This is a genomic window from Devosia sp. A16 (genome assembly GCF_001402915.1).
Taxonomy (GTDB): domain Bacteria; phylum Pseudomonadota; class Alphaproteobacteria; order Rhizobiales; family Devosiaceae; genus Devosia_A.
In genome coordinates this window covers 1,161,832-1,185,980 of sequence record NZ_CP012945.1, presented here as the reverse complement: position 1 = coordinate 1,185,980, position 24,149 = coordinate 1,161,832, and the positions used below count along the sequence as shown (strand labels likewise).

Genomic DNA, 24,149 nt, shown 5'->3' with positions numbered 1-24,149 from the left:
CCTCCCGTTTGAGGCGACGCTAGAGCTTGTGCCGCCTCGACAAGGAGTCGTATTTCTACCCTATGCACCTCCTCCCTCGCAGTCTTGGCAAGGCCGACCCCGGTGCGGCAGGCTTCGGTTACTCGCTTGCCGATATCCCGGTGCCCATCGTGTTCGCCGCCCACCGCATCATCAGGGATTGCAATGCGCCGTTCGCGGCGCTGTTCGGCTATGAGCGCGCCGAGATGATCGGCGCGAGCTTCCGGCAGCTCTACCAGGACGTCGGCGATTTCGTCCGGGTGGGCGAATTGTGGCGCGCCCACTTGGCGGCCGGCAGCATCTATTTCGACGAGCGGGTGATGCGCCGCAAGGATGGCAGCACGCTGTGGTGCCGGGTGCATGGCCGCTCCAATACGCCGGACGATCCGTTCGCCGAGGCGATCTACTGCTTCGAGCCGATGCAGCGCGGCATTCTGCCCACCGAGCACGTGCTCACCGGGCGGCAGCGCCAGATCCTGATGCTGGTGGCGCAGGGCCGCACCAGCGCCGAAATTGCCGCCGAGCTGCGGCTGTCGCGACGCACCGTCGAGGCGCATCGCGCCCGGCTGATGAAGACCATCGGGGTGCGCAACGGCGCCGAGCTGATGGCATGGTTCAACGAGAGGGAAGGGTGATGCAAAGGGCGATGACCGAGCAGAAGACGGCGCTGGTGACCGGCGCATTGGGAGGCCTCGGTTCGGCCATTGCGGCCCGGCTCGCGGCCGACGGATTCCGCATCGCCTATCACGACATCGTCGAGCGGTCGGCCGACGATTATTTCCGCGCCGACCTGCTGCAGCCGGGCGCCGGCGAGCAACTGGTCGCCGACGTCATCGCCCGCTACGGCCGGCTCGATGTGCTGGTCAACAATGCCGGCGCGCAGAAGGTGGCCCCGGTTGCCGAGTTCGCCCGGGCCGACTGGGACCTGGTTCGCACCCTCAGCCTCGATGCTTCGTTCGAGTGCATCAAGGCCGCGGTGCCGGGCATGGTGGAGCGCCGCTGGGGCCGCATCGTCAACATCGCCTCGGCGCATGGGTTGATCGCCTCGCCGTTCAAATCCGCTTACACCGCCGCCAAGCACGGCCTGGTGGGCCTCACCAAGAGCGTGGCGCTCGAGGTTGCCGAAGCCGGGGTCACCGCCAATGCCATCTGCCCCGGCTATGTCCGCACGCCACTGGTGGAAAAGCAGATCGACGACCAGATGAAAGTGCACGGCCTCAGCCGCGAGGCGGTGATTCGCGACATCATGCTCGCCTCGCAACCGACGCGGCGCTTCGTCGAGGCGGAGGAGGTGGCGGGCCTGGCCTCGTATCTTGTCAGCGACGCGGCGCGCTCGATCACCGGCACGACGATTGCCATCGATGGGGGCTGGACGGCGCGATAGCGCTGGTTTGCGCCGACGGCGCCACACCGCCCCCTCGCCCCCTGGGGAGAGGGCGGCGGGCCGCGGGGTGAGGGGCGCCAAGCACTGGATGAGGTCCAAGTCGGCAGGCGGCAATCACTCCCGCGAGTGCGCTTGGCGCCCCTCACCCTGGCCCTCTCCCCAGAGGGGCGAGGGGACGCGAGACCACCGTCGGTGTCAGGCTGCAACAATCACCCCGGCATAGCCGCCCGCGGAAATGCCGGTGCACAGCCTGTGCCACTCGCACCCTGCGCAGGCCGCGCGGGTGCGGCCGGCAGCGAAGGCTTGGCGCATCTGCCTGAGGATGGCCTGACTTAGCGCCACCGACCCGCCGATCTGCGGCGGCTCATCGAGCAGTTCACCCAGATCCCGCAGCGCCAGGCGGTCGCGTTCGATGACGCTGTCGCGGTGGCAATGGGGGTCGGCCTCGTCCAGCAGCGGGGCGCAGATATCGTCCGGCCCCGCGACGATCAGCACGTCTTCGCCGGCGCCGATGCGCGCGGCGATGGCGTCATAGTTGGCGGTGAACGCCGCGCTGTAGCCCTTGCCTACATAGGTGAGGAGGCAAAGCAGGTGATGCGGGCGCAGCCGGATGGTAATCAGGCGGTGCGCGGCTTGCCGCGGGCGAGCAGGGCCACCAGGGCGGCGCCGAGCACCGATTTCAGCACGCCACCGACGATGAACGGAGCGACGCCGCTCGTCCAGGCGACGTCGGCGCCGAATAGCACGGCCAGCCAGGCTGCGCCGAGCGCGAGGCAGAGCGCGTTGCCGAGCAGCATGTTGAACAAGGCCAGCACCGGGCGGCGCCCGTTCCAGCCGCGCTCGGCCAGCCAGCCGACCACGGCGCCGGCCACCGGGAAGGCGAAGAGGTAGCCGGCGGTGGGACCGACGAAGTGATGCGCACCGGCCGCGCCGCCGGACAGCACCGGCAGGCCGATGGTCGCTTCGGCGAGCCAGGCGACGATGGTGATGGCGCCCAACCGCCAGCCATAGAGCGCGCCGACCAGCATCACGGCAAAGGTCTGCATCGTCACCGGCACGGGCACCATCGGCACCTCGACATAGGACGAAAGCGCGAGGAACAGCGTGCCCAGCACCACGGCGCCGACGCGCCAGGCGAGGGGGCGGCTGTCGAGGTCGAGCGGGCTGAAGGCGGATGTCGCGGTGTTGGACACGAGGAGGCTCCTTGAAAAATTATAGATAATCTACGTTATCTATCGCTAAAGGAGTCCACAGCTCAGGGGGAATTGCAAGAGGGCAGGAAATTTCATGCTGGGCCGGCACCATGTGCGCTCCCCGCTCGGTGTCGTCCCAGCTTGGCTCGTACGCCTTGAGCTGGAGCGGTGCCGCACCCACCGGGTCATTCCCGCGAAAGCGCGAACCCCAGTCTTCCTGCAGGCTGCGCCATCGCAAACGGAGTTCCCCGCTTTCGCGGGGATGACGCCGAGTTTTGGGGAACTTGCAGAACCCAAGCTCGTGCACCCTGCGCCACCCAATGACCATCAGGGCGCGGTGCATCAGGCCACCTGGATCCGCAGCTTGGTGTATGAGCCCTGCATTGGGATGCCATCCGAAAGGAGATGAGGGAGCGGGCCACCGCATCTCAGCTGGTCTAAAGTCGGGCTGCCACCTGAGCCCTGCGCAATGCCGGTTTCCTCGGCTCCTGGCCGCTCCAGCGGATGTGGCGCGCCAGCACGGCGGTGGCGGTTTCGATCTCGCCGGCGCGCAGGGCGGCGAGGATCGCCATGTGGTCGCGATCGGTCGGCGCTTCCCATTCCGCCCGCCAGCCGGAGAACAGGAAGCGGGCGCTGGCGCTGTGCAGGTCGTCGATGGTGCGGAGCAGGCGCGGCATGCCGCAAGGGGTGATGATCAGCCGGTGAAACGCCCGGTTGGCCTCTTCCCAGGCCTGCACGTCGCTGGCCCGGTCGCCCGCCTTGCTGATGGCTTCGGCTTCTTCGAGCAGCGCCTTGGTCAAATGCGGACCGGCCTGGCGCAGCGCCAGCACTTCGAGCGCGGCGCGCATCTCGGCCACCTCCCGCACCTCGTCGAGGCTGAAGCCGGCCACCCGCACACCGCGGCGCGGCTCGCTCACCACCAGGCCCTGCGATTCGAGCAGGCGGAACGCCTCGCGCACCGGCACGTGACTGGCGCCGAATTCCTCGGCGATATGGTCCTGCCGCAGCCGGGCGCCGGGCTCGACGTCGCCAGCGATGATCCGCTCGGCCAAGGCCCGGCTGATGCGGACGGAAACGGGGTCGGCTTTGGCAGTGCTCATGATTTTGTAGATAATTCATCTCATGCCGGCGCGCCAGCACCGCGCACGCGGGCAGGCTTGCGACATCGTCGTCCTTGCACGGGCCGGGCGCGGGCTAGGCAGGCTGGCGAGGGGAAGATGCATCCGAGGTCGCACGACAGCGGAGGGGAAATCGGCACCGCGCTGGCGGTGCTCTCGCTCTATGTACTCACCCTGCTGCTGCCGCTGCATCAGGCCGCCGGACTGCAGAACGACCTGGCGCGGCTCGACTTCGAGCAGTCCGTCTCGGCCACGCTCGCTTCGCCGGCGCTGGGTATCGAGCCGATGCGGCGCGACGCGGTGGGCACCGGCAGGGGCTGGCGCGTCGGCGATCTCACCGTGCCGGCGGCCGGAACCTGGCGGCTCGAGCTCGATCTCCGGGTCAGCCGATTCGAGCTCAGCAAATTGCAGGCTGAGTTCTCGGTGCCGCAATCCCTTGGATAGGCTGTCGCCAATTCGCGTCGCAACCTATTGACGCGAATCCCGAACAGGCACACTACATATGGTGTCGTGGTCGCCCGGGTCGCAAGGACGGGTGATAATAGGGAAGCTGGTGAGGGCCTGAGGCTCAAGTCCGGCGCTGCCCCCGCAACTGTGAAAGCGGATGCTTCGCGCGTCTCTTGGCGGAGCGCTGAGATGGAGCATCGGCAAGCCAGATACCTGCCACGACAGGTTCGTTCGTCCACGGGCGGGGTGTCCCGACAGGCCGCGAGAAACGCCGGGCAGGCTCTGCCCGGGCGCGCTTTCGCGTCTTCGAAAAGCCCCGCCGCCACTCACGGGGTTTTTGAGGCATGTCCACTCAAGAGATCATTCATTCCGACACCGGCCGTCCGGTGGTCGTCAGGTCGCCCGAGCCGCACCCGGCCAATGAACCGGGCTTCTCGCTGATCAAACGCAATGGCGGCACGGTGCCGTTCGATCAGAGCAAGATTGCCGTGGCGCTGACGAAGGCGTTCCTCGCGGTCGAGGGCAACAAGGCGGCGGCGTCGCGCCGGGTGCATGAGATCGTCGAGCAGTTGACCGGCGAAGTGGTGCTGGCGCTCACCCGACGGGCCAAGGACGGCCGGGTATTCCACATCGAGGACGTGCAGGACCAGGTGGAGCTGGCGCTGATGCGCGGCGAGCACCAGAAGGTGGCCCGCGCCTATGTGCTGTATCGCGAGGAGCACGCCAAGGCGCGCGCCGATAGGGCAACGGCAGGTGAGGCGAGCGCAGCGATCCGCATGGCGGATGGCTCGCCGCTCGACGAAGCCCGGCTCGCCACGGTCATCGCGGAAGCCTCGGCGGGCCTCGAGGGGGTTGTCGCCGAGACCATCCTCGCCGAGACGCGGCGCAATCTCTATGACGGCATCTCGACCGACGAGCTGGCGCTGGCGCCGATCCTCGCCACCCGTACGCTGGTCGAAACCGAACCCGGCTATGCCTACGCCTCGGCGCGGCTGCTCAACGACAAGCTCAGGCGCGAGGCGCTGAGCTTTCTCGCCGGCCGCCCGGACCAGGCGACCGAGGCGGAGATGACCAGCCGCTATGCCGAGTATTTTCCTCGATATCTCGAGCGCGGCATCGAGCTCGAACGGATCGACCCGGAGCTCGGGCGTTTCGACACCGCCCGCCTCGCCGCAGCGCTCAAGCCCGAGCGAGACCGGCAGTTCCAGTATCTGGGGCTGCAGACGCTCTACGACCGCTATTTCCTGCACTCCGCCGGCACGGTGTTCGAGCTGCCGCAGGCGTTTTTCATGCGTGTGGCGATGGGGCTGGCGGTGCGCGAGATCGACCGCGAGGCGCGGGCCATCGAGTTTTACAATCTGCTGTCGAGCTTCGATTTCATGGCTTCGACGCCGACGCTGTTCAACTCGGGCACGCTCAGGCCGCAGCTCTCGAGCTGCTTCCTCACCACGGTCGCCGACGATCTCGACGGCATCTTCAAGGCCATCAAGGATAATGCGCTGCTGGCCAAGTATTCGGGCGGGCTGGGCAATGACTGGACGCCGGTGCGGGGCCTCGGGGCGCATATCAAGGGCACCAATGGCGAGAGCCAGGGCGTGGTGCCGTTCCTCAAGGTCGCCAACGATACCGCCATTGCCGTCAACCAGGGCGGCAAGCGCAAGGGCGCCGTCTGCGCCTATCTCGAGACCTGGCACATCGATATCGAGGAATTCCTCGACCTGAGGAAGAACACCGGCGACGACCGCCGTCGCACTCACGATATGAACACCGCCAACTGGGTGCCGGACCTGTTCATGGAGCGCGTCGAAGCCGGCGCCGACTGGACGCTGTTCTCGCCCGACGAAACGCCGGACCTGCACGATCTCTACGGCCCGGCGTTCAAGACCGCCTACGAAGCCTATGAGACGAGGGCCGCGGCCGGCGGCATCAAGGTCTTCAAGACCGTCAAGGCGCTCGATCTGTGGCGCCGGATGCTGACCATGCTGTTCGAGACCGGCCATCCCTGGGTGACCTTCAAGGACCCGTGCAATATCCGCTCGCCGCAGCAGCATGTGGGCGTGGTGCACTCCTCCAACCTCTGCACCGAGATTACCCTAAATACGTCCAGGGACGAGGTGGCGGTGTGCAATCTCGGCTCGATCAACCTGCTGCAGCATGTCACCGACCGGGGGCTCGACCTCGAGCGGCTCAAGCGCACCGTCGATACGGCGATGCGGATGCTCGACAATGTCGTCGACATCAATTTCTACACCATCCCCGAGGCGCGTCGGTCGAACCTACGGCACCGGCCGGTCGGGCTCGGTCTGATGGGCTTTGCCGATGCGCTGCAGGTGCAGGGCATTGCCTATGCTTCCGATGCGGCAGTGGAATTCGCCGACAGCTCGATGGAAGCCATCAGCTATTTCGCCATCTCGGCATCGACGGACCTCGCCGCAGAGCGCGGCGCCTACGCTTCGTTCCAAGGCTCGCTGTGGTCGAAAGGCGTGCTGCCGATCGACAGCGTCGAAATGCTGGCAGCGACCCGCAGCGAGATCCATATCGACCGCACCCGGCGGCTCGACTGGGAGACGCTGCGCCAGCGCGTCAAAGCGGTCGGGATGCGCAACTCCAACACCATGGCGATTGCGCCGACCGCCACCATCTCGAACATCTGCGGGGTGAGCCAGTCGATCGAGCCCGGCTACCAGAACCTCTATGTGAAATCGAACATGAGTGGCGATTTCACCGTGGTGAACGCCATGCTGGTGCGCGACCTCAAGGCTCGCGGGCTGTGGGACGAGGTGATGATCTCGGATCTCAAATATTTCGACGGCTCGGTCGGCCAGATCGATCGGGTGCCCGATGACCTCAAGGCGATCTACGCCACGGCATTCGAGCTCGATGCGGCCTGGCTGATCGCCGCCGCCTCGCGCCGGCAGAAATGGATCGACCAGGCGCAGTCGCTGAACCTCTATCTCGCCAACCCCTCGGGCAAGGCGCTTGATCAGCTCTACCGCGGCGCCTGGAAGGCGGGTCTCAAGACCACCTATTACCTCCGTTCGCGCTCGGCGACGCATGTCGAGAAATCGACGCTCAAGGGGACGGATGGCAAGCTCAATGCCGTGGCGGTGACACCGGTGGTGGTGGTCGAGGCGCCGAAGAAGCCGGCGCTGGAAATGGCCGTGCTCGACGGTCCGGCATGCCTGATCGACGACCCTGATTGCGAAGCCTGCCAGTAGCGCCGCAAGCCGCGGGCTTGGCGCTCCCCTCCCCCTTGAGGGGAGGGGCGGGGGTGGGGGTGGTGAGGGACGCTAGGTGCTGACTGCACCACCCCCACCCTCAGTCCCTCCCCTCAAGGGGGAGGGAGGCCAGCCTGCGGTGGCTGCCTCTCAGGCGACCAACCCAGCCCGAACAGTTTCACCCACAGCACCTACAGGAAATCCAGAATGTCCCTCGATTGGTCTTCCGACCTCAACAATCCAACCCCCGTCCCCAACACACGCATCGATCCTCGTGGCGGGCGCGTCTCGGTCGATGACAAGGCGATGATCAACTGCCGTGCCGACGTGAACCAGTTGCTGCCGCTCAAGTACAAGTGGGCATGGGAGAAGTACCTCAGCGGCTGCAACAACCACTGGATGCCGACCGAAGTGTCGATGCAGGCCGATATCGCGTTGTGGAAATCGAAGGACGGTCTGACCGAGGACGAGCGTCACACGCTGAAGCGCAATCTCGGCTTCTTCGCCGCCTCCGAGAGCCTCGTCGCCAACAATATCGTGCTCGCCATCTATCGGCACCTGACCAATCCGGAATGCCGGCAATACCTGCTGCGCCAGGCGTTCGAGGAGGCGGTGCACACCCACACCTTCCAGTACATCGTGGAATCGCTGGGGCTCGATGAGGGCGAGTTGTTCAACATGTATCGCGAGGTGCCCTCGATCACCGACAAGGCGGCCTGGGCGCTGAATTTCACCCAGCACCTCGACGATCCGGAGTTCACCACCGGCACGCCGGAGACCGACCGGGCCTTCGTGCGCGATCTCATCGCCTTCTACGTGATCTTCGAGGGGATGTGGTTCTATACGGGCTTTGCGCAGATCCTGTCGCTGGGCCGGCGCAACAAGATGGTCGGCATTGCCGAGCAGTACCAGTACATCCTGCGCGACGAGAGCATCCACCTCAACTTCGGCATCGACGTGATCAACCAGATCAAGGCGGAGAACCCGCATGTCTGGACGGCCGAGTTCCAGGCCGAGGTGCGGGGGATGATCAGGAAGGCGGCCGAACTCGAAGCCGCCTATGGCCGCGACACCATGCCGAGGGGTTTTCTCGGGCTCAATGCGGCGCTGTGCGAGCAATACATGCACTTCATCGCCAACCGCCGCTGCGCCCAGCTCGGCCTCGCGCCGGTGTTCAGCGAAACCGAGAACCCGTTCCCGTGGATGAGCGAGGCGATGGACCTCAAGAAGGAGAAGAACTTCTTCGAGACCCGGGTGATCGAGTACCAGAATGGCGGCGCGCTGAGCTGGGATTGAGGTGGGCGCCGAAGCCGGTGCGGGCTGACCCCCACCTTGATCCCTCCCCTAACAAGGGGAGGGAGACGCTGACTGCGATGCCTGTGTGAGGGTCTCCCTCCCCTTGTTTAGGGGGAGGGGACAGGGGTGGGGGTCAGTCAACCACCAGGTACGATAGGGACTAAGCCGGCGTGACGTGGATCCGGTCCGTCGACAGCGCGCCTTCGAACACGGCGAGGCCGATCATGCCGCTGCGATAGGTGGCATCCTCGGCTTCCAGCCTCGTCCCGGCAGCCTCACCGGTGAGCTGCCGGCCCAAGGCGGTGATGCGGAGTTCGATCGGGGTTTCGAAGGCCACCGGCAGCGGCGTTTCGGCGAGCACCGTTTCGATCTCGTCGCGGCGGCGCACGATCTGCAGCTTGCCGTTGCGGCCGAGCCGCACCGCGTAGTAGCGGCGCAAGCCTTCGGCCCGCACCAACACGGCGCCATAATCCCCAAGGTGCAGGTTCAGCGTGGCGTCGAGCCGGTAGTCGGCCCATTGCCTTGTGCCGGTGAGGATGACGCCTTCGCCGCGATTGCCGGAGATGCGGAACGACTCCTTGAAGTTCTTGGAGAAGACGCTGGCGCCGTTGATCCAGGCGCTGCGCCACATGCTGCCCTCGTTGTGCGGGCGCTTCAGCACCAGCTCGGGCTCGCCGTCCCAGCGCATCCAGTCGAGGAGGACGCGGCCTACCGTGGCCTGGTCGCGCACCGACATGACGAAGCCGACCTCGGCGATCGGGTTGCCGTCGAGCTGCGGCAGGCGCCAGGACAGGGCGGCGCTGCCGCCGGCTTCGAGCGTCGCGCTCTCGGGAGCGACAAGGGTGACCAAGCTATCGCCCTCGCCATAGTGGCGGATGGCCAGCGCCACTTCGACGCTGCCCGAGAGGTTCGCTTCGGCGCTGATCCTCGCCTCGAGCGTCTGCCCCGGCCAGACGCGCGGCGTCGCCAGCACTTCGTACCAGCTATGCCCGATCATCGCGGGCGGGGTGAAGACGGGTGTACCGACATAGGCGGAGCGGCCCGAGGTCATCGACACCAGGTCGACCGCCAGGGCCGAGCCGGTGCCCGAGACCACGACATCGGCACAGTCCCGCTCTGAGCCGCCGGCCATGAAGCCCTGCACCGAGCCGGGCAGGGCGAAATGGAACTGCGCGCCGTCCTTGGGCGGCTGCGGCTCGGGCAAGCCGGCGAGGCGATGGGCAAGCCCCGCCAGCCAGAGCGTCACTGCGGCGGCGTCGCCGACCCCCCGTCCGCCATCGGCGGTGGAGAGATAGAGCCGATCGGCGACCGGGCCGCGCCAGTCCGGCCCGCCTTCGAGCCCCGCGAGCCCGAGCATGATGCCGTGCAGGCACCCCAGATTGCCGGCATTGCAGTCGGTATCCCAGCCCGAGGTATTGACGATCGTCTGGCCGCGGCTGAAATCGTCGGGCGCGTGCAGCAGCGCCATGATCATCAGGGCGTGGTTCGGCACCACGTGGCAGACGCCGGGGTATTTGTCGTAGCCGTAGCTGTCCTCGATCTGCTGACGGGTGGCCTGCCAGTCATCGCCATTGGCGGCGACCCAGCCGCGGATATCGGCCACCAGCCTGGCGATCAGGCTGTCAGCGGGAATGTAGGAGAGGCCGGTGTCGATGAGGTGCTGAACATCTCGGCTGACGAAGGCTTCGGCTTCCATCGCCGCCCACAACACCGCGGCATGCACGCTTTCGCCGTCGTGGCTGACACTGCCGGCGGCGCGGGCCAGTTTTGCGGCCAGCGCCGGGTTCCCCGGGGCGACCAGAGCCCAGCCATCGATGAAGATCTGGGCGCCGATCTGTTCGGCAACGGTCTTGCCGTTGGTGGCGATCGCGCCGGAAGCCGGCGCCGGGATGCCTTTGGCGAGGTTCAACCAGGCCGTGTGCTCGGTGGAGTTGCCGGCGCCACCCCACCAGAACACGGCGCGGTTCTCGACCACGTAGTTGAGCCAGGTGCGGCCGATATCCGCCGAGCTCAGCTCGCTTGAGCAGACGTGATCCTCCAGCGCCCGCACGAAGCTGAAGGTGCCCGACACATCGTCGTCGGTGACCACCAGCTGCGCGCCCAACTGCTCGTTGACATAGTAGGTGATCGGCCCCAGCTCGCGCATGATGCGCTGATAGGTCCAGTTCTCGAACGGTCGGCCGAGATAGACCCCGATCAGCTTGCCGAGCACGCCGGCATAGATGTGTTCGAGCGTATTGGGGGGCAGGGCCATGGCGGTTCCGATCACGATGCGGGTCGTTTCAAGTTCGATCGGCACCCGCTTGACGGGATCGATCATCCTTCATACTGATATCGCTACTGATACGTATCAGTACCAGAATTTCAAGGCGAAACGTGAATTCCGGGATGAAATCGAGCCAGCGCCAGCCGACCCAGAAAGATGTGGCCACCCATGCCGGGGTGTCGCAGGCGGCGGTGTCGTCGGTGCTGTCGGGCGATGGCGTCGGCATCAGTCCGGCGGTGCAGGAACGGATCCGGCAGAGCGCCGCAGCCCTGAACTATGTGCCCAATCGCATGGCGCAGGCGCTGAAAACCAACCGCACGATGATGATCGCCTGCATCGTGCCCGATCTGTCCAATCCGTTCTATCCGCCGCTGATCCGCGCGGTGCAGAAGGTGGTGGAGCCGGCCGGGTACGATGTGATCGCGCTCAGTACCGACGGGCTGGGGAGTTCCGAACGCGGCAGCCTCAACCTCTGCCTCGATCGCCGGGTCGCCGGCATTGTCGGAGTGTTCTTCGTCACTACGGCGCGTGAACTGGGCGACGTGCTGGGCGGAGATATCCCGGTGGTGCGCTACGAGTCGGCGCCCAAGCGCGGCGGCCCGCTCGCCATCGACGATTTCTACGTCGACAACCAGCAGGTGGCGTTCGAGCTGGCCTCGCAACTGGTGGGGCAGGGGCACCGGCGCATCGTCTTCATGGCATCGCCGGGCGGGCCGGAGCGGGCGCGTATCACGGGCTACAGCGCGGCGCTCGCAGCCGCGAGGCTTACGCCGCGTGTCGTCACTGTCGACAGCTATTCGATCGATGGCGGCGCCGCCGGCGCGGCGCGCCTGCTCGCCGACGGCGAGCGGCCGAGCGCCATCATGTGCGCCGACGACCTGCTGGCCTGCGGCGCCATCCGCGCCTGCCAATCGGCCGGCCTCGTGCTGCCGCGCGACATGTCGATCACCGGGTTCAACAACCTGTCGATGACCGATGTGCTCAACCCGTCGCTCACGACGGTGGCTTTGGGGCAGGAGTTGTTCGGCCAGTTGGCCGGCGAACGGCTGCTGGCCCGTATTCGCGGCGAGGTGGACGGGCCGGGAGAGGCCGTCGCCCTGCCGTTTTCGATCGTTGCCCGCGCCTCGACGGCTCCGCCGCCTGAGGTCTCGGACAACACCAGACAGTTGAATTCAGCAGGGAACGCAGCATGACCAAATTTACTCGCTCACTTTCGGGAGTGGCGTTCGCAGCCATGACCCTCATGGCGTCGGGCCAGGCGATGGCCCAGACCGTCTCGTGGTGGTACGAGGCGCTGACGCCGGAGCAGCAGAAGCTGCTCGACGACAAGCTGGTGGGCGGCTTTGCCGCCAGCCACCCGGGGGTGACGCTCGAGCTCGAATATCGCGGTAACGCGGTGGAGAACCAGCAGCGCCTGGCGCTGATGTCGGGCGGTGGCCCGGACATCATCAACTCCAACGGTCCGGCGACGGCGCTGGCCACCGCCAAGGCCGGCCAGTTGCTGGCGCTCGACGACTATGCCGCCAAGCTCGGCTGGGACAAGCGGCTGATCCCGATGTTCCTCAGCCTCGGCAAGGTCGATGGCGTGCTTTACTCCATCCCCAAGAACTACGAGGCGATGGGGTTGTTCTACAACGCCGACATCTTCGCCGCGAAGGGCTGGACGGCGCCCAAGACGGTGGCCGAGATGGAAGCCCTGGCCGACACCATGCTGGCCGAGGGGATGACGCCGTTCGTCGCCGGCAATGCCGGTTTCCGCCCGGCCAACGAGCAGTTCTTCACCGTCGCGCTCAACCAGCTGGCCGGGCCGGCCGCCATCCGCGAGGCGCTAGCCGGCACCCGGCCATGGACCGATCCGGTGTTCGTCGAGGCGATGACCAGGTTCAAGGCCTGGTACGACAAGGGCTATTACGGCAAGGACTATTTCTCGACCTCGACCATCGACGCCTTCGCCGGCATGGTCACCGGCAAGACCGGCATGGCGCCGCAGGGCACCTGGGCGTTCTCGTGGGTGAAGGACTATTTCGACCCCGCAGGCGCCAATGCCGCCTTCACCTCCATTCCGGTGGCCGAAGGCGTGCCCTATCCGCTGTTCCCGATCGGGGTGGGTTCGGCCCTGTCGATCAACGCCAAGTCGGCCAACCCGGATGCCGCGGCACAGGTGATCGACTACATTTTCAGCGGCGATTTCTACGGCGCCGTCGTGCCGCAGTGGCAGGGTGAGTGGAACGTGCCGCTGGCGGACCTTTCCGGCATTGCCATGCAGGGCGAGGTGACGCCGCTGTACAAGGAGGCGACGACGATGATCGCCGACGCCATCGCGGATGGCAGCTATGGCTACACCACCTGGACGTTCTGGCCGCCCAGATCCGAGCAGTACATCATCTCGGGCGTCGAGGAGCTGTGGCTCAACAAGGCGACGCCGGAGCAGTTCCTTGCCGGGCTGCAGGAGATCTTCGCCGGCGAGCTGGCCGAAGGCAGCGTGCCGCCGCTGCCGTGAGGTGATGGGGACTGTCTGAAGGCCACTGGCCTCTCCACCATCCTCCCCCGCCACGCGGGGGAGGATAACCGAGACTCCCGATCCGGAATCCCGCCCATGTGGCTGTTTGCTCTCCCCGCGCTCTCGATCAACGTCGTGATCATCCTGATCCCGGCGCTGCTCACCATCGCCCTGGCGTTCTGCCAGTGGGATGGCTTGTCGATGCCGGTGTTCGTGGGGCTGGCGAATTTCAACGCCGTGTTCGCCGACCGCGTGTTCTGGATCGCGCTCGGCAACAACATCAAGTGGACGCTGATCTTCCTGACCGTGCCGATCGCCATCGGCTTGTTCGCGGCAACGCTGCTGCTGCTCATCCACCGCGGCCGCACGCTGTTCCAAATCGTCTATTTCATGCCCGTGGTGGTGGCGACGGCGATCACCGCGCGGGTCTGGCAGGGGATGATCTACAACCCGAATACCGGGGTGTTCGGCCTGCTGCAGCGCTTCGGCATCGAACTGGCGGACCCCCTGGCTCACACCGAGACGGCGCTATACGGCATCGCGGCGGTCGACCTCTGGCACTGGTGGGGGTTCCTCGCGGTGATCTTCCTTGCGGCGCTCCGCCAGGTGCCGCAGGAAATGGTGGAAGCGGCGCGGCTCGACGGCGCCGGCTTCTTCGGCTTGCTGCGCCACATCCTGATCCCAGCCATCGCCCCGACCATCAAGCTGATGATGGTGATGACGGTGATCTGGTCGTTCCTGGTGTTCGACTTCGTCTACATCCTCACGCAGGGCGGCCCGGCCTATTCGAGCGAAGTGCTGTCGACGCTGGCCTATCGCAACGCCTTCTTCGAGTTCGACCTCGGCCGGGCGGCGGCGGTGGCGCTGGTCATCGCGCTGTTCGGCCTCACCGCCACCTTCGCCTATGTGCGGCTGCAGGCGCGCGAGGGAGCCAACTGATGATGTCCAGCCGCATCTCGCGTGTCCTGACCTACCTGATCCTGACGCTCGGCCTGGCGCTGGCGCTGGGGCCGCTGCTGCTGATGCTGCTCAACGCCTTCAAGCCGACGCCTCAGATCATCACCAGTCCGCTCAGCCTGCCTAACGAGCTCGACTGGTCGAACTTCACCCGGGCCTGGTCGGATGCGCGGCTGGGTGAGACGATGCTGAACTCGGCCAAGGTCACGGCAATGACCATCGTCCTCGTGCTGACCACGGCCTCGGGCGCCGCCTATGTGCTGGCGCGGCAGAAGATCAAGCGCTGGAAATCGGTCAGCGCCTATTTCCTCGCCACCACGACGGCGCCGATCCAACTGTTCCTGTTCCCGCTCTATTTCGGCTTTGCCCGGGCGGGGTGGATCAACAATCCGATCGCGGTGTCGTTCATCTACTGCGCCATGTTCAGCCCGTTCGCCATCATGCTGCTGCGCACCTATTTCATCGCCATCCCCAAGGAGCTTGAGGAAGCCGCCTCGCTCGACGGCACCAACCAGTGGCAGTTGTTCTCAAGGGTGATGCTGCCGATCGTCTCACCGGGCCTCCTCACCGTGGCGCTGATCATCGGGCTCTATTGCTGGAACGAGTTCCTCATCGCCTCGACGTTCCTGCAGGCCAAGGGTGAGATGACCGCGGTGGTGGCGTTCACCCTGCTCAGCGGGCAATATTCCAGCGACTGGGGTGAGATCATGGCCGCCGCGGTGATCATCGTGGTGCCGATCCTGATGCTGTTCGTGCTGCTGCAGCGGCATTTCATCGACGGCATGGCGGGCGGCTCGACCAAGGGGTGACGGAGCGCCTGATTTCGCCACATCGTCCCCTCTCCCCTGAGGGGAGAGGGCAGTGCAGCTAGGACCGAAGGTCCGTAGCGGAACTAGGGTGAGGGGTTCAGTTTTTCAGCGAGCGCAGGTTGCGCCGCTTCACCCCTCAACCGGCGCTTCGCGCCACCTTCTCCCCTGAGGGAGAAGGGACCGGGCGGCGGGCGTCAAGATCGACCTCTACGTGCCGCGCCCCCTCACGTCAGATACGCGGCCCGCCAGTCCTCGGTGGCGCCGATCGTGGTGCCGGCCTCGTCAAACAGGTGGATGAAGGCGGCGGGGAGGTCGACCTCGAGGCTGTCGCCGGCCTTGACGCCGCTGATGCCCCGCAGTGCGACGGTGAAGGGGGCGCCAGAGCCGGTGGTGGCGTGGACAATGGTTTCGGAGCCCAGCACCTCGGTGGTTGCCACGGCGAGCTTGAGCGGGCCGGGGCGGACTTCGACATGCTCGGGGCGGATGCCCAGGGTCACCGGAGCGCCCTCGGCGAGCGGGACCGTGCGACCGGGCAGCGGCACCAGTGTGCCGCCCTCCAGCAGCACGCCACCGCCAGTGACCGTGCCGGCCAGCATGTTCATCGGCGGCGCGCCGAGGAAGCCGGCGACGAAGCGGTTACGCGGCCGGGCATAGAGCTCGACCGGAGTGCCGACCTGCTCGATCTGGCCTTGGTTGAGCACCACGATGCGGTCGGCCATGGTCATCGCCTCGACCTGGTCGTGGGTGACGTAGATCATGGTCGAGCCCAGCCGCTGATGCAGGCTGATCAGCTCGCCGCGCATCTTCACCCTGAGTTCGGCGTCGAGATTGCTGAGCGGCTCGTCGAACAGGAAGGCCTTGGGTTCCTTGACGATGGCGCGGCCGATGGCGACGCGCTGGCTCTGGCCGCCCGAGAGCTGGCTGGGCCGGCGCGCCAGCAGATGCTCGATCTGCAGGATGCCGGCGGCCTTCTGCACCCGCGCCGCGATCTCGCGCTTTTCGAGCTTCTGGTTTTCGAGCCCGAACCTGAGGTTCTGCTCGACGCTCATATGCGGGTAGAGCGCATAGGACTGGAACACCATGGCGAAGCCCCGCGCCGCCGGCAGCAGGTGGTCGCAGCGTACCCCGTCGATATGGACCTCACCGGCGGTGATTTCCTCGAGCCCGGCCATCATCCGCAGCAAGGTCGACTTGCCGCAGCCGGAAGGGCCGACGAACACCGTGAACGAGCCATCGGCGATCTCGAGGTCGATGCCGTGGATGACCTCGAAACCCTGAAAACTCTTGCGGACGGACTTGAGCTGGATGCCGGCCATTACGCTGCCGCTCCCAGTTCGAGGCTTTCGCCGGCGTCGAGGCTGACGGGGCCATGGGACACGCCATCGACCGCGAGTTCCTTTGCCGCAAGGGTGCCGCCCAGCACGCTCAAACGCAGCCGACCGTTGCTGCGGCTCAGCCGGCCGAAGCCGTTGCCGGCCGACCAGAACAGTTCGCAGTCGCCCGTCAGCTTGGGCGCGAAGCTGACGCGGCCGCTGACGAAATCGGCGGAGAGGCCGGAGAAGGCGTTGACCAGCTGCCAGGCCGACATCGAGCGGGCATAGTAGGAGCCGCATTCGATGTCGTTCCACGGGTTGCGGCGACTGCCGTCATGGCGGTTGCGGGCGGCGCGGACCACGTCCAGGCCTTCCTCGATCAGCCCGTGCATGATCATGTGCGAAGCCGACATGTATTCGATGCCGGTCCACACTTCCTCGGCGTAGGGCGCCGCGACCATCGGCTGGCGGATGCCCTCGGGGTAGGTGGCGATCAACAGCCCCGCCTCGTCCTCGTAGGCGTAGTTGCGGCCCGGGTTGAAGTGCTGCTCGAGGCTCGGCTTGAAGTTGTTGCGATGCACCGAGCGAAGCGCGGTTTCCACCTTGGCGGGATCGAGGAAGGCACCGAGCCCCGCGACTTCGGCGTGCCACAGCCCAAGCACCTGGTCGGAGATGCAGCCTTCGCCCATCTGGTATTTCAGCTCGCTGAACTCGTCGGACCAGTAGGTTTCCATGAAGCCGTCGGCCAAGACACCGGCGGCGCGGCCGACATCGAACGGGGTGAGCACGGATTTGTCGCCGAGGTCGATCTTCTGGATGAACCAGCGGCCGTTGAAGAGCTCGGTGTTGATGTAATCGGCGCCGGCCTTGCCGAGCCGGGCGGCCTTGTCCGCAAGTGCGTTGTCGCCCATCGCCCTCGCCATCTCGGCGGTGGCGAGCAGAGCCGCCACATACATCGAGGCGAGCCAGGAATTGGGCTCGAACAGCTCCATGTCGAGCGTCTGGTGCTGGCGGCCCGAGAGAATGCCGGTCTCGTCAGGGTCCCAGCGGTCGGGGTTCTCCGGCGACCAGGCATATTCGATGGCCCGCTTCACCTGCGGCCAGTAGCGACGGAGCCAATCGCTGTCGCCCGAGAGCTTCCAGTCGCGGAAGGTCTTGATGATGGCGCCGAAATGCCCGTCGGCGCAGGGGCCGATAATGTCGAAGCTCGAACCGAGCGGCAGTTTCTGGCGGAAGGTCAGGCCGCCCGATGGCAGCATGTTGTAGCTGAGTTCGGTCTCGCGCAGCGTCCGCTCGATCGCCGGGAACAGATGCGCCAGCGCCTGCTGGTAGTTCCACACATGGGTGCACGAGCCCTCGCAGGAGCCGTCATTGATGTGCTGGCCTTCCCACGCCCAGAGCTCGCCCTGCTCGAGCCGGATCACCGTGGCGGTGCGGAGCAGCGCGAGCGTCGACGAGGCTGCGTCCTTGACCTCGGGGGGCAGCGTGGTGCCGAACAGGCCGTCGCGGAAGGCCACGGTGGCAGCGGCAAGGCTGTCCCAGCGTTTGAGCGCCTCGGTGGCGCTGGCGGTCGAGTTCGCCCATTGGGTGGCGTAGTAGTTGGTCCAGCTCGGGGTCGGCCGATCCGGGATCACCCCATCGGGCTTGGGCCGGAAGGCCCAGTAGATATCGCCCTTGGGGAAGCTCCAGGAGATGACGAAACGGACCCGCTTGCGGCCGCCGGCCGGTACCGTGATGCGGGCGCCGAGCGTCGCGTGTTCGGGTTGCAGGCTCATGTGCCGACTGGTGCGCGGCTGGTCGTAGTGGCGCTTGGGCAGCCGGCCGGGGCGGGCGAACTCCTTCCAGTAGACCGCCAGGTCGTCGAACCACTGGCCGCGATAATGGTGGTCGGTATGGTCGACATCGTCGGCGTCGGTGGCGATGGTGAGGTCGCCGCGGTCGGTCTCGGGCAGCTCGGTATCGGTCGAGGTGAGGTGCAGCGATGAGATGCCGTCCGACTGGGTGAAGCTGTGCCGGCCGCTGTTGGAGCCGTAATTGCCCAGCGTGCCGGCCAGCGTGTAGGTGAGCGCGTCGGCCGTCGGGTTGACGATCTCGAACTCGAACATCGCCACCGGCATCGAGCTGTCGCGGTCATTGTGCGGGATGAACGGCGACAGCGCCGTCAGCCGCACCTGGCCGGGGAAATGCGGATCGGCGAACACCAGGTCGGCAGTGGGGAAGCGACCGTAGAACTCGACCGACTTGAAATGCGGCACGCCGGCCAGCGTCTGCCGGTTGGCGCCATGGCCGAAGCCATCGAACATCTTGCGCAGGCCCGGCGCGCCCGAGGGGTTGAGATCGTAGGGCCCGTTGAGCACCCGCGCATCGAGCAGCGCGCCATCCTTTTCGGCCTTGATGGCGAAATGCGAGTAGCCGTTATAGCCCTGCAGCGCCGGCCGGTTGCGGATCGACCAGTCGATCAGCCGGCCGCTGCCCGAGATCGACAACCCGCCCGACCCGATGCCGCCGAGCGGAAAGGCAATGTAGCGGGAGCGTTCGCCGGCATAGTGAAAGCGCGGCTCGATGGAGGCGAGATCGTCCCACATTCAGTTGAGATCCTTGGTGTTGTCGTTCAGGTGCGGGCAATTGACGCCGGCGATGGTGGACCCCCACCCCTGTCCCCTCCCCGCAAGGGGGAGGGAGACCAAAACACTGGCGCTGGTGATGGCGTCTCCCTCCCCCTCGTGGGGAGGGGACAGGGGTGGGGGGCGGCTCGCGCCGGACCTGTGGGCCGATGGCATGGTCACCGGACGCCTCAGTTCTTGATGCCGCTCATCGTGATGCCTTCGATCACGAATTTCTGGGCGAGGAGGAAGAGCAGCACCACCGGCAGGATCGACATGCTCATGGCGGCCATGACCACCGACAGGTTGCCGGCGCCCATGTAGCCGCGCAGCACATCCATGGCGAGCGGCAGGGTCATCTGGTCCTGCTTGCCGAGCAGCACCTTGGCCTGGAAGTAGTAGTTCCAGGTCTGGGTGAAGGTGATGATGCCGAGCGCCGAGAGCGCGGGCCTCAGCTGCGGCAGCGAGATGCGCCAGAAGATCTTGAGGTAGCCGGCGCCATCCATCAGCGCCGCCTCTTCCAGCGCCTTGGGCTGGCTGAGCATGAACTGCCGCATCAGGAACACCCCGAAGCTGGAGGTCAGGTACATCAGCGCCAGCCCGACCGGCTGGTTGAGCAGCCCGACCCGCGCATAGCCGAGATAGATCGGCAGGATCGTCACCTGCGCGGGGAACATCAGCCCGACCAGGAGAATGAAGAACAGCGCGTCGCGGCCGCGGAAGTTGAGCCGCGAGAAGGCGAAGGCGGCGAGCGTGCAGGTGACCATCTGGCCAACCGTCACGAGAAGCGCAATCAGCACCGAGTTCATGTAGATGCGGACGAACGGCACCTTGGAGTTGAGCACGGCGAGGTAGTTGGAAAAATCGAGGCTCGGCGGCAGGAAGCTGGGCGGCATCTTGTAGGCGTCGGCCACCGGGCGGAACGACATCGAGAACAGCCACAGGAACGGCAGCAGCATGCCGATGGCGAGCAGCACCATGCAGGCGATGATGGCCCAGTCGATCCAGCGCTTGGCGGCTTGGGTCTGCAGCACGGCGCTCATTGCTGCACCCACTTGCGCGACACCAGTTGCTGGAGGGCGGTGATCAGCAGGATCAGCACCGTCATCACCACCGAGATGGCCGCGGCATAGCCGATCTGGAAGCTGCCGAAGCCCTCCTCGACGATGAGGATGGAAAGCGAGCGGGTGGAGTCGCCAGGGCCGCCCTGGGTCAGGATGACGATGGATTCGAACACCTGCAGCGCGCCGATCGAGGCGTAAACGATGCAGAAGAACACCACCGGCGAGATGTAGGGCAGGGTGATGCGGAAGAACTGCCGCCAGGCGGGCGTGCCGTCCATCACCGCGGCCTCGAGGATGTTCCTGGGCACGCCCTGCAGCGCGGCGATGAAGATGATCATGAAGAAGCCGGTGTTCTTCCAGACGTCCATGATGATGATCGAGGTCATGGCCTGGTTGGCGTCGGTCAGCCAGCGTACGCCGGGCAGCCCGACGACGCGGAGGAAGTAGTTAATCACGCCCAGGTCGTCGCCGTAGAAATAGGTCCAGACGATCGACACGAACGCCGCGGCGATGATGACCGGCAGAAAGAAGCTCAACCGGAAGAAATACAGCAGCCAGCTCGGCATCATGCGGTTGAGCGCCAGCGCCAGGATCAGCCCGATCGAGACGTTGAAGGTCACCGCGAAGAAGGTGAAGCGCAGCGTGTTCCAAAGGATCTGCAGCGAGCGCCCATTGGAGAAGAAGCGGGCGAAATTGTCGAACCCGACCCAGCGCGAGCCCAGCATCGGGTCGTAGTAGGCAAAGGCGAGGATGCAGGTCAGCACCACCGGGGCGAGGACGAAGGTGAGATAGAGCACCGCCGTCGGCAGCACGAACAGGTAGCCGGTGCGCGCCTGGGCGCGGGCCAGTTCGGAGCGGCGGGATCTGGGTACAGTTGCGGTCGTCGGCATGGTGCGCCAATGCTTGAGTTGTCGCCTTCTCCCCTTGTGGGAGAAGGTGCCCGAAGGGCGGATGAGGGGTTCTCTCCGCGTGTTGTGTCGCCCGTCGCTTCGCTCCGGCCGCGCAACCAAGGGGTTGCGGACCCCTCATCCGGCGCTTCGCGCCACCTTCTCCCACAAGGGGAGAAGGCAAACCGACTGAGAGATCATCGGCCGGCTCAGGCGCAGCGCAACCCCGTCCGGGCCCGCCTCGTGGCGCTGCCCGGACGGAGGGGGAGGAGCGGTCAGCCGCCCATCTGCTGCTTCAGGCGGGCGAACGAGTCGTTGAGCTCGGCATCGGCCTGCTTGACGCCGTCGGCGATCGAGGTCTCGCCCGACATCATCGCGGTGTAGTAGCGGATGAAGATCTTCTCGACTTCCTGGAAGTTGGCCGGCGAGGGCACCGCCTTGGTGTGCGGCAGGGTCTCGTAGTAGAGCGCGGCCGAGGGCGGGAAGCTGAGGAAGGCTTCGGTCGAGGCCGCCGACTTGCGGCCGGGCACGCCGCCGCCGCCTTCACCTTCTTCCTTCTGCGTCTCCTCACTGGTCAACTCGAGGACCAGCGCCTTGGCGAGATCGGCATTGGCGGTGGTCTTGTTGATGGCGTAGCCGCCGAAGCCGATTACCGTGGTGTCGCTCTCTTTCGAGGGCACTTTGGCGATATCCATGTTGAGCTTGTTCGCCTTGGCGTTCTCGACGATCCAGTGGCCGCGGCTGATCATCGCCACCTGGCCGGCGAAGAACTGGTTGTCCATGGTGTCCTTGCCCGGAATGGGCGAGACGCCGTCGACATGGATCAGGTCATAGAGGAACTGCAGCGACTCGGCGACCTTGGGGTCGAGCATGTTGGACGCGGTCCAGTCGTCATTGAGGACGCCGGTGCCGTTCGAGAAGAACCACGGCTGGATGAAGAAGTTCTGGTTGGGCACCTCGTAGCCGAACTGGGTGACGTTGCCCGAGCCGTCCTTGACGGTGAGTTTCTTCGCCACCTCGCGGAACTCTTCCCAGGTCCAGGCGCCATTGGCCGGGTAGGCCACCCCGGCCTTGTCGAACAGGTCGCGGTTGTAGTTGATCATGATGTTGTTCCAGCCAATGGGGACATAGTTGATCTCCCCCTTGTAGGAACCCTGCTCGAACAGGCTCGGCGCGAAATCGGAGAAGCCGGTATTGGCGGCGACGAAATCGTTGAGGCCGAGCCACAGGCCGCGCGACGAGAAGGCCTGGAAGGTCTCGATGGCGGTGCCGTAGACATCGGCGGCGGCGCCGGCGTTGAACTGGCCCAGCACCTTGGTGACGTAGTCGCCCCAGCCGGTGGAGATGGCGTCCATTTCCACTTCGACGGTGACGTTGGGGTATTTGGCGTTGAAGCGCTTGATGGCGTTGTTGATCGCGGCGAGTTGCGCCTCGCCGCCAAAGCCCTGCAGCTTCAGGGTGGCGGTGGCATCCGACTGGGCGAAGGCGCGCCCGACCCCGAGACCGGCGCCGGCGGCGAGAGCGGCAGACGACAGCAGCAGGCTGCGCCGTGAAAGCTTAAGCATTGGATATCCTCCCTTGGCGCCGTCCCCAGCGCATTGCCGTCTCGCCGATATCTCGGTCGAAACGTTTCGTTTTTCGGTTCCGGCAAAGCGCCGAAACGGGTGCTCCCCAGTTTCGCGGCAGCAATTTGCATACTCGAAACGTTTCGTATAGTGCATTTTGATGCGCTCTTGGCAAGAGGGCCGATTGGAGGAGGGGGTCGATTGGCCACCATCAAGGATGTGGCCCGCCTGGCGGGGGTGGCGATTTCGACCGCATCGGCGGCGATCAACCGCTCGGCGCCGGTCAGCGAGGACGTGATCGCCAAGGTGGAGGCGGCGGTGCGCGAGATCGGCTATGTGCCGCATGGCGGGGCGCGCAGCCTCAGGATGGGACAATCGCGGCTGATCGGGCTGATCCTGCCCGATATCACCAACCCGCATTTCGCCAAGGTCGCCAAGGTGGTGGAATCGGCCTGCCTCGAGGCCGGCTACATGGATGCGGTCTATTCGACCAGCGAGGATTACGATCGCGAGCGGCAGATCCTCGAGATGATGCGCATGCAGCGCGTCGCCGGCCTGATCATCATTCCCACCCGCTCCGACGCCGAGCATGGGGCGCGCCTCGCCGAGCAGATCCATGTGCCCACCGTGCTGCTCGACAGCTTCGTCACCGGGCTGCCCTATGACGTGGTCAAGCTCGACAACGTCACCGCCGGCCGGCTCGCCACCGATCACCTGATCGGGCTGGGGCACCGGCGCATCGCGGTGACCACCGGCCGGCCTAATATCGTCACCGGCGAGGATCGCATGCGCGGCTATTTCGCCGCCCATGCGGCGCACGGGCTGGCAGTGGAGCAGCGGCTGCTGATCGACGGCCGCTTCGACCAGGCCACCGCGCACGAGTCGACGTTGCGCCTGCTCGGCGAGCCCGACCCGCCGACGGCGATTTTCGCGCTTTCCAACATGATGACGCTGGGCGTGCTCAACGCGGTGCAGCAGGTGGGGCTCAAGGTCCCGGCTGACATTTCCGTCGTCGGCATCGACGATTTCGACTTCGCCAATATCATGAACCCGCCCCCCACCGTGGTGGCGGCGCCGGTCGAGCAGATGGCGCAGCGCGCCATCGACCGGCTGCTGGCGGAAATCCGCAGCAAGTCGGCGCCATCGGGCGAGGTCGAACTGTTCGAGCCGCGGCTGATCGTCCGCGCCAGTTCGGGCCCGCCGGCGCGGTAGGGCGATGCTATCGCCAGCTCTTAAGGGCAGGGCCATCGCGTATGAGCACTGACAGTGGACGAAGGGCCTTCTCCCCTTGTGGTCAGCGGACGAGGGCAAAGCCCTCGCCGCGAGGTGCCCGAAGGGCGGATGAGGGGTCCGCGCAACGAAGTGTAGCGCGACCTGAGCGCAGCGAAGGGCGATTGAGTACGCGGAGAGAACCCCTCATCCGGCCTTCGGCCACCTTCTCCCACAAGGGGAGGAGGCACTCGAACTACCGTCAGTGCCCATATGCATTTGCCCTGCCCTAGGTGGAAGAC

Annotated in this window: 19 protein-coding genes and 1 riboswitch; of the genes, 10 read left to right on the top strand and 9 right to left on the bottom strand. The window is 66.0% G+C overall.

Annotation, left to right across the window (positions count from 1 at the left end; genetic code table 11):
- Window positions 1–62: 62 nt before the first annotated feature.
- Complete coding sequence (locus APS40_RS05720) at window positions 63–653, top strand: helix-turn-helix transcriptional regulator (RefSeq protein ID WP_055046140.1); 591 nt, start codon at window positions 63–65, stop codon at window positions 651–653.
- 11 nt (window positions 654–664) lie between these two features.
- Window positions 665–1,402 carry a 3-hydroxybutyrate dehydrogenase gene (locus APS40_RS05715; RefSeq protein ID WP_055046139.1) on the top strand — a complete coding sequence of 246 codons (738 nt, stop codon included), beginning with the start codon at window positions 665–667 and terminating at the stop codon, window positions 1,400–1,402.
- A 195-nt stretch (window positions 1,403–1,597) separates the two neighbouring features.
- On the opposite strand, the gene APS40_RS05710 is transcribed toward APS40_RS05715, so the two are convergent.
- The 3 genes from APS40_RS05710 to APS40_RS05700 form a co-directional block, all read right to left on the bottom strand.
- A complete protein-coding gene (locus APS40_RS05710) occupies window positions 1,598–1,993 on the bottom strand; it encodes a DUF1284 domain-containing protein (RefSeq protein ID WP_442855863.1) in 396 nt (131 codons plus the stop codon).
- Between the two features lie 26 nt (window positions 1,994–2,019).
- Window positions 2,020–2,595: a biotin transporter BioY gene (locus APS40_RS05705; RefSeq protein WP_055046137.1), complete on the bottom strand. Its 576-nt coding sequence runs from the start codon at window positions 2,593–2,595 to the stop codon at window positions 2,020–2,022.
- A gap of 437 nt (window positions 2,596–3,032) precedes the next feature.
- Window positions 3,033–3,695 carry a GntR family transcriptional regulator gene (locus tag APS40_RS05700; RefSeq protein WP_055046136.1) on the bottom strand — a complete coding sequence of 221 codons (663 nt, stop codon included), beginning with the start codon at window positions 3,693–3,695 and terminating at the stop codon, window positions 3,033–3,035.
- A gap of 117 nt (window positions 3,696–3,812) precedes the next feature.
- On the opposite strand from APS40_RS05700, the gene APS40_RS05695 reads away from it, so the two are divergent.
- The 3 genes from APS40_RS05695 (at window position 3,813) to APS40_RS05685 (ending at window position 8,674) form a co-directional block, all read left to right on the top strand.
- Window positions 3,813–4,157, top strand: coding sequence for a hypothetical protein (locus APS40_RS05695; protein ID WP_055046135.1), 345 nt, complete (start codon window positions 3,813–3,815; stop codon window positions 4,155–4,157).
- Window positions 4,158–4,207: 50 nt separating this feature from the next.
- Window positions 4,208–4,395, top strand: a riboswitch (cobalamin riboswitch).
- 109 nt (window positions 4,396–4,504) lie between these two features.
- Window positions 4,505–7,378, top strand: a complete 2,874-nt coding sequence (locus tag APS40_RS05690; protein WP_055046134.1) for a ribonucleoside-diphosphate reductase subunit alpha — start codon at window positions 4,505–4,507, stop codon at window positions 7,376–7,378.
- Window positions 7,379–7,585: 207 nt separating this feature from the next.
- On the top strand, window positions 7,586–8,674 hold the full coding sequence (locus tag APS40_RS05685; protein ID WP_082434211.1) for a ribonucleotide-diphosphate reductase subunit beta: 1,089 nt from the start codon (window positions 7,586–7,588) through the stop codon (window positions 8,672–8,674).
- A 160-nt stretch (window positions 8,675–8,834) separates the two neighbouring features.
- On the opposite strand, the gene APS40_RS05680 is transcribed toward APS40_RS05685, so the two are convergent.
- The gene (locus APS40_RS05680) at window positions 8,835–10,994 is read right to left on the bottom strand and encodes an ADP-ribosylglycohydrolase family protein (protein WP_236884205.1); all 2,160 of its coding nucleotides are present in this window, start codon (window positions 10,992–10,994) and stop codon (window positions 8,835–8,837) included.
- 68 nt (window positions 10,995–11,062) lie between these two features.
- Here APS40_RS05680 and APS40_RS05675 point away from each other — a divergent pair, with 68 nt between their 5' ends.
- The 4 genes from APS40_RS05675 (at window position 11,063) to APS40_RS05660 (ending at window position 15,206) form a co-directional block, all read left to right on the top strand.
- Window positions 11,063–12,133: a LacI family DNA-binding transcriptional regulator gene (locus APS40_RS05675; RefSeq protein WP_055046133.1), complete on the top strand. Its 1,071-nt coding sequence runs from the start codon at window positions 11,063–11,065 to the stop codon at window positions 12,131–12,133.
- A complete protein-coding gene (locus tag APS40_RS05670; RefSeq protein ID WP_082434210.1) occupies window positions 12,130–13,440 on the top strand; it encodes an ABC transporter substrate-binding protein in 1,311 nt (436 codons plus the stop codon). The genes APS40_RS05675 and APS40_RS05670 overlap by 4 nt, the downstream gene beginning before the upstream one ends.
- A 96-nt stretch (window positions 13,441–13,536) precedes the next feature.
- Window positions 13,537–14,379 (top strand): carbohydrate ABC transporter permease, encoded by an 843-nt coding sequence (locus APS40_RS05665; RefSeq protein ID WP_082434209.1) that lies wholly within the window; start codon window positions 13,537–13,539, stop codon window positions 14,377–14,379.
- A complete protein-coding gene (locus tag APS40_RS05660; RefSeq protein WP_055046130.1) occupies window positions 14,379–15,206 on the top strand; it encodes a carbohydrate ABC transporter permease in 828 nt (275 codons plus the stop codon). Before APS40_RS05665 ends, APS40_RS05660 begins: the two co-directional genes overlap by 1 nt.
- A 224-nt stretch (window positions 15,207–15,430) precedes the next feature.
- On the opposite strand, the gene APS40_RS05655 is transcribed toward APS40_RS05660, so the two are convergent.
- The 5 genes from APS40_RS05655 to APS40_RS05630 all read right to left on the bottom strand — a co-directional run bounded on the left by APS40_RS05655 (window position 15,431) and on the right by APS40_RS05630 (window position 22,638).
- Complete coding sequence (locus APS40_RS05655; protein ID WP_055046129.1) at window positions 15,431–16,522, bottom strand: ABC transporter ATP-binding protein; 1,092 nt, start codon at window positions 16,520–16,522, stop codon at window positions 15,431–15,433.
- Window positions 16,522–19,104 carry a GH116 family glycosyl-hydrolase gene (locus tag APS40_RS05650; protein WP_055046128.1) on the bottom strand — a complete coding sequence of 861 codons (2,583 nt, stop codon included), beginning with the start codon at window positions 19,102–19,104 and terminating at the stop codon, window positions 16,522–16,524. Before APS40_RS05650 ends, APS40_RS05655 begins: the two co-directional genes overlap by 1 nt.
- Before the next feature lie 209 nt (window positions 19,105–19,313).
- Complete coding sequence (locus tag APS40_RS05640; RefSeq protein WP_055046126.1) at window positions 19,314–20,165, bottom strand: carbohydrate ABC transporter permease; 852 nt, start codon at window positions 20,163–20,165, stop codon at window positions 19,314–19,316.
- Window positions 20,162–21,076: a carbohydrate ABC transporter permease gene (locus APS40_RS05635; RefSeq protein ID WP_055046125.1), complete on the bottom strand. Its 915-nt coding sequence runs from the start codon at window positions 21,074–21,076 to the stop codon at window positions 20,162–20,164. The genes APS40_RS05640 and APS40_RS05635 overlap by 4 nt, the downstream gene beginning before the upstream one ends.
- A 272-nt stretch (window positions 21,077–21,348) precedes the next feature.
- Window positions 21,349–22,638 (bottom strand): ABC transporter substrate-binding protein, encoded by a 1,290-nt coding sequence (locus APS40_RS05630; protein ID WP_055046124.1) that lies wholly within the window; start codon window positions 22,636–22,638, stop codon window positions 21,349–21,351.
- Between the two features lie 201 nt (window positions 22,639–22,839).
- Here APS40_RS05630 and APS40_RS05625 point away from each other — a divergent pair, with 201 nt between their 5' ends.
- Window positions 22,840–23,850, top strand: a complete 1,011-nt coding sequence (locus APS40_RS05625) for a LacI family DNA-binding transcriptional regulator (RefSeq protein ID WP_055046123.1) — start codon at window positions 22,840–22,842, stop codon at window positions 23,848–23,850.
- Window positions 23,851–24,149: the final 299 nt, after the last annotated feature.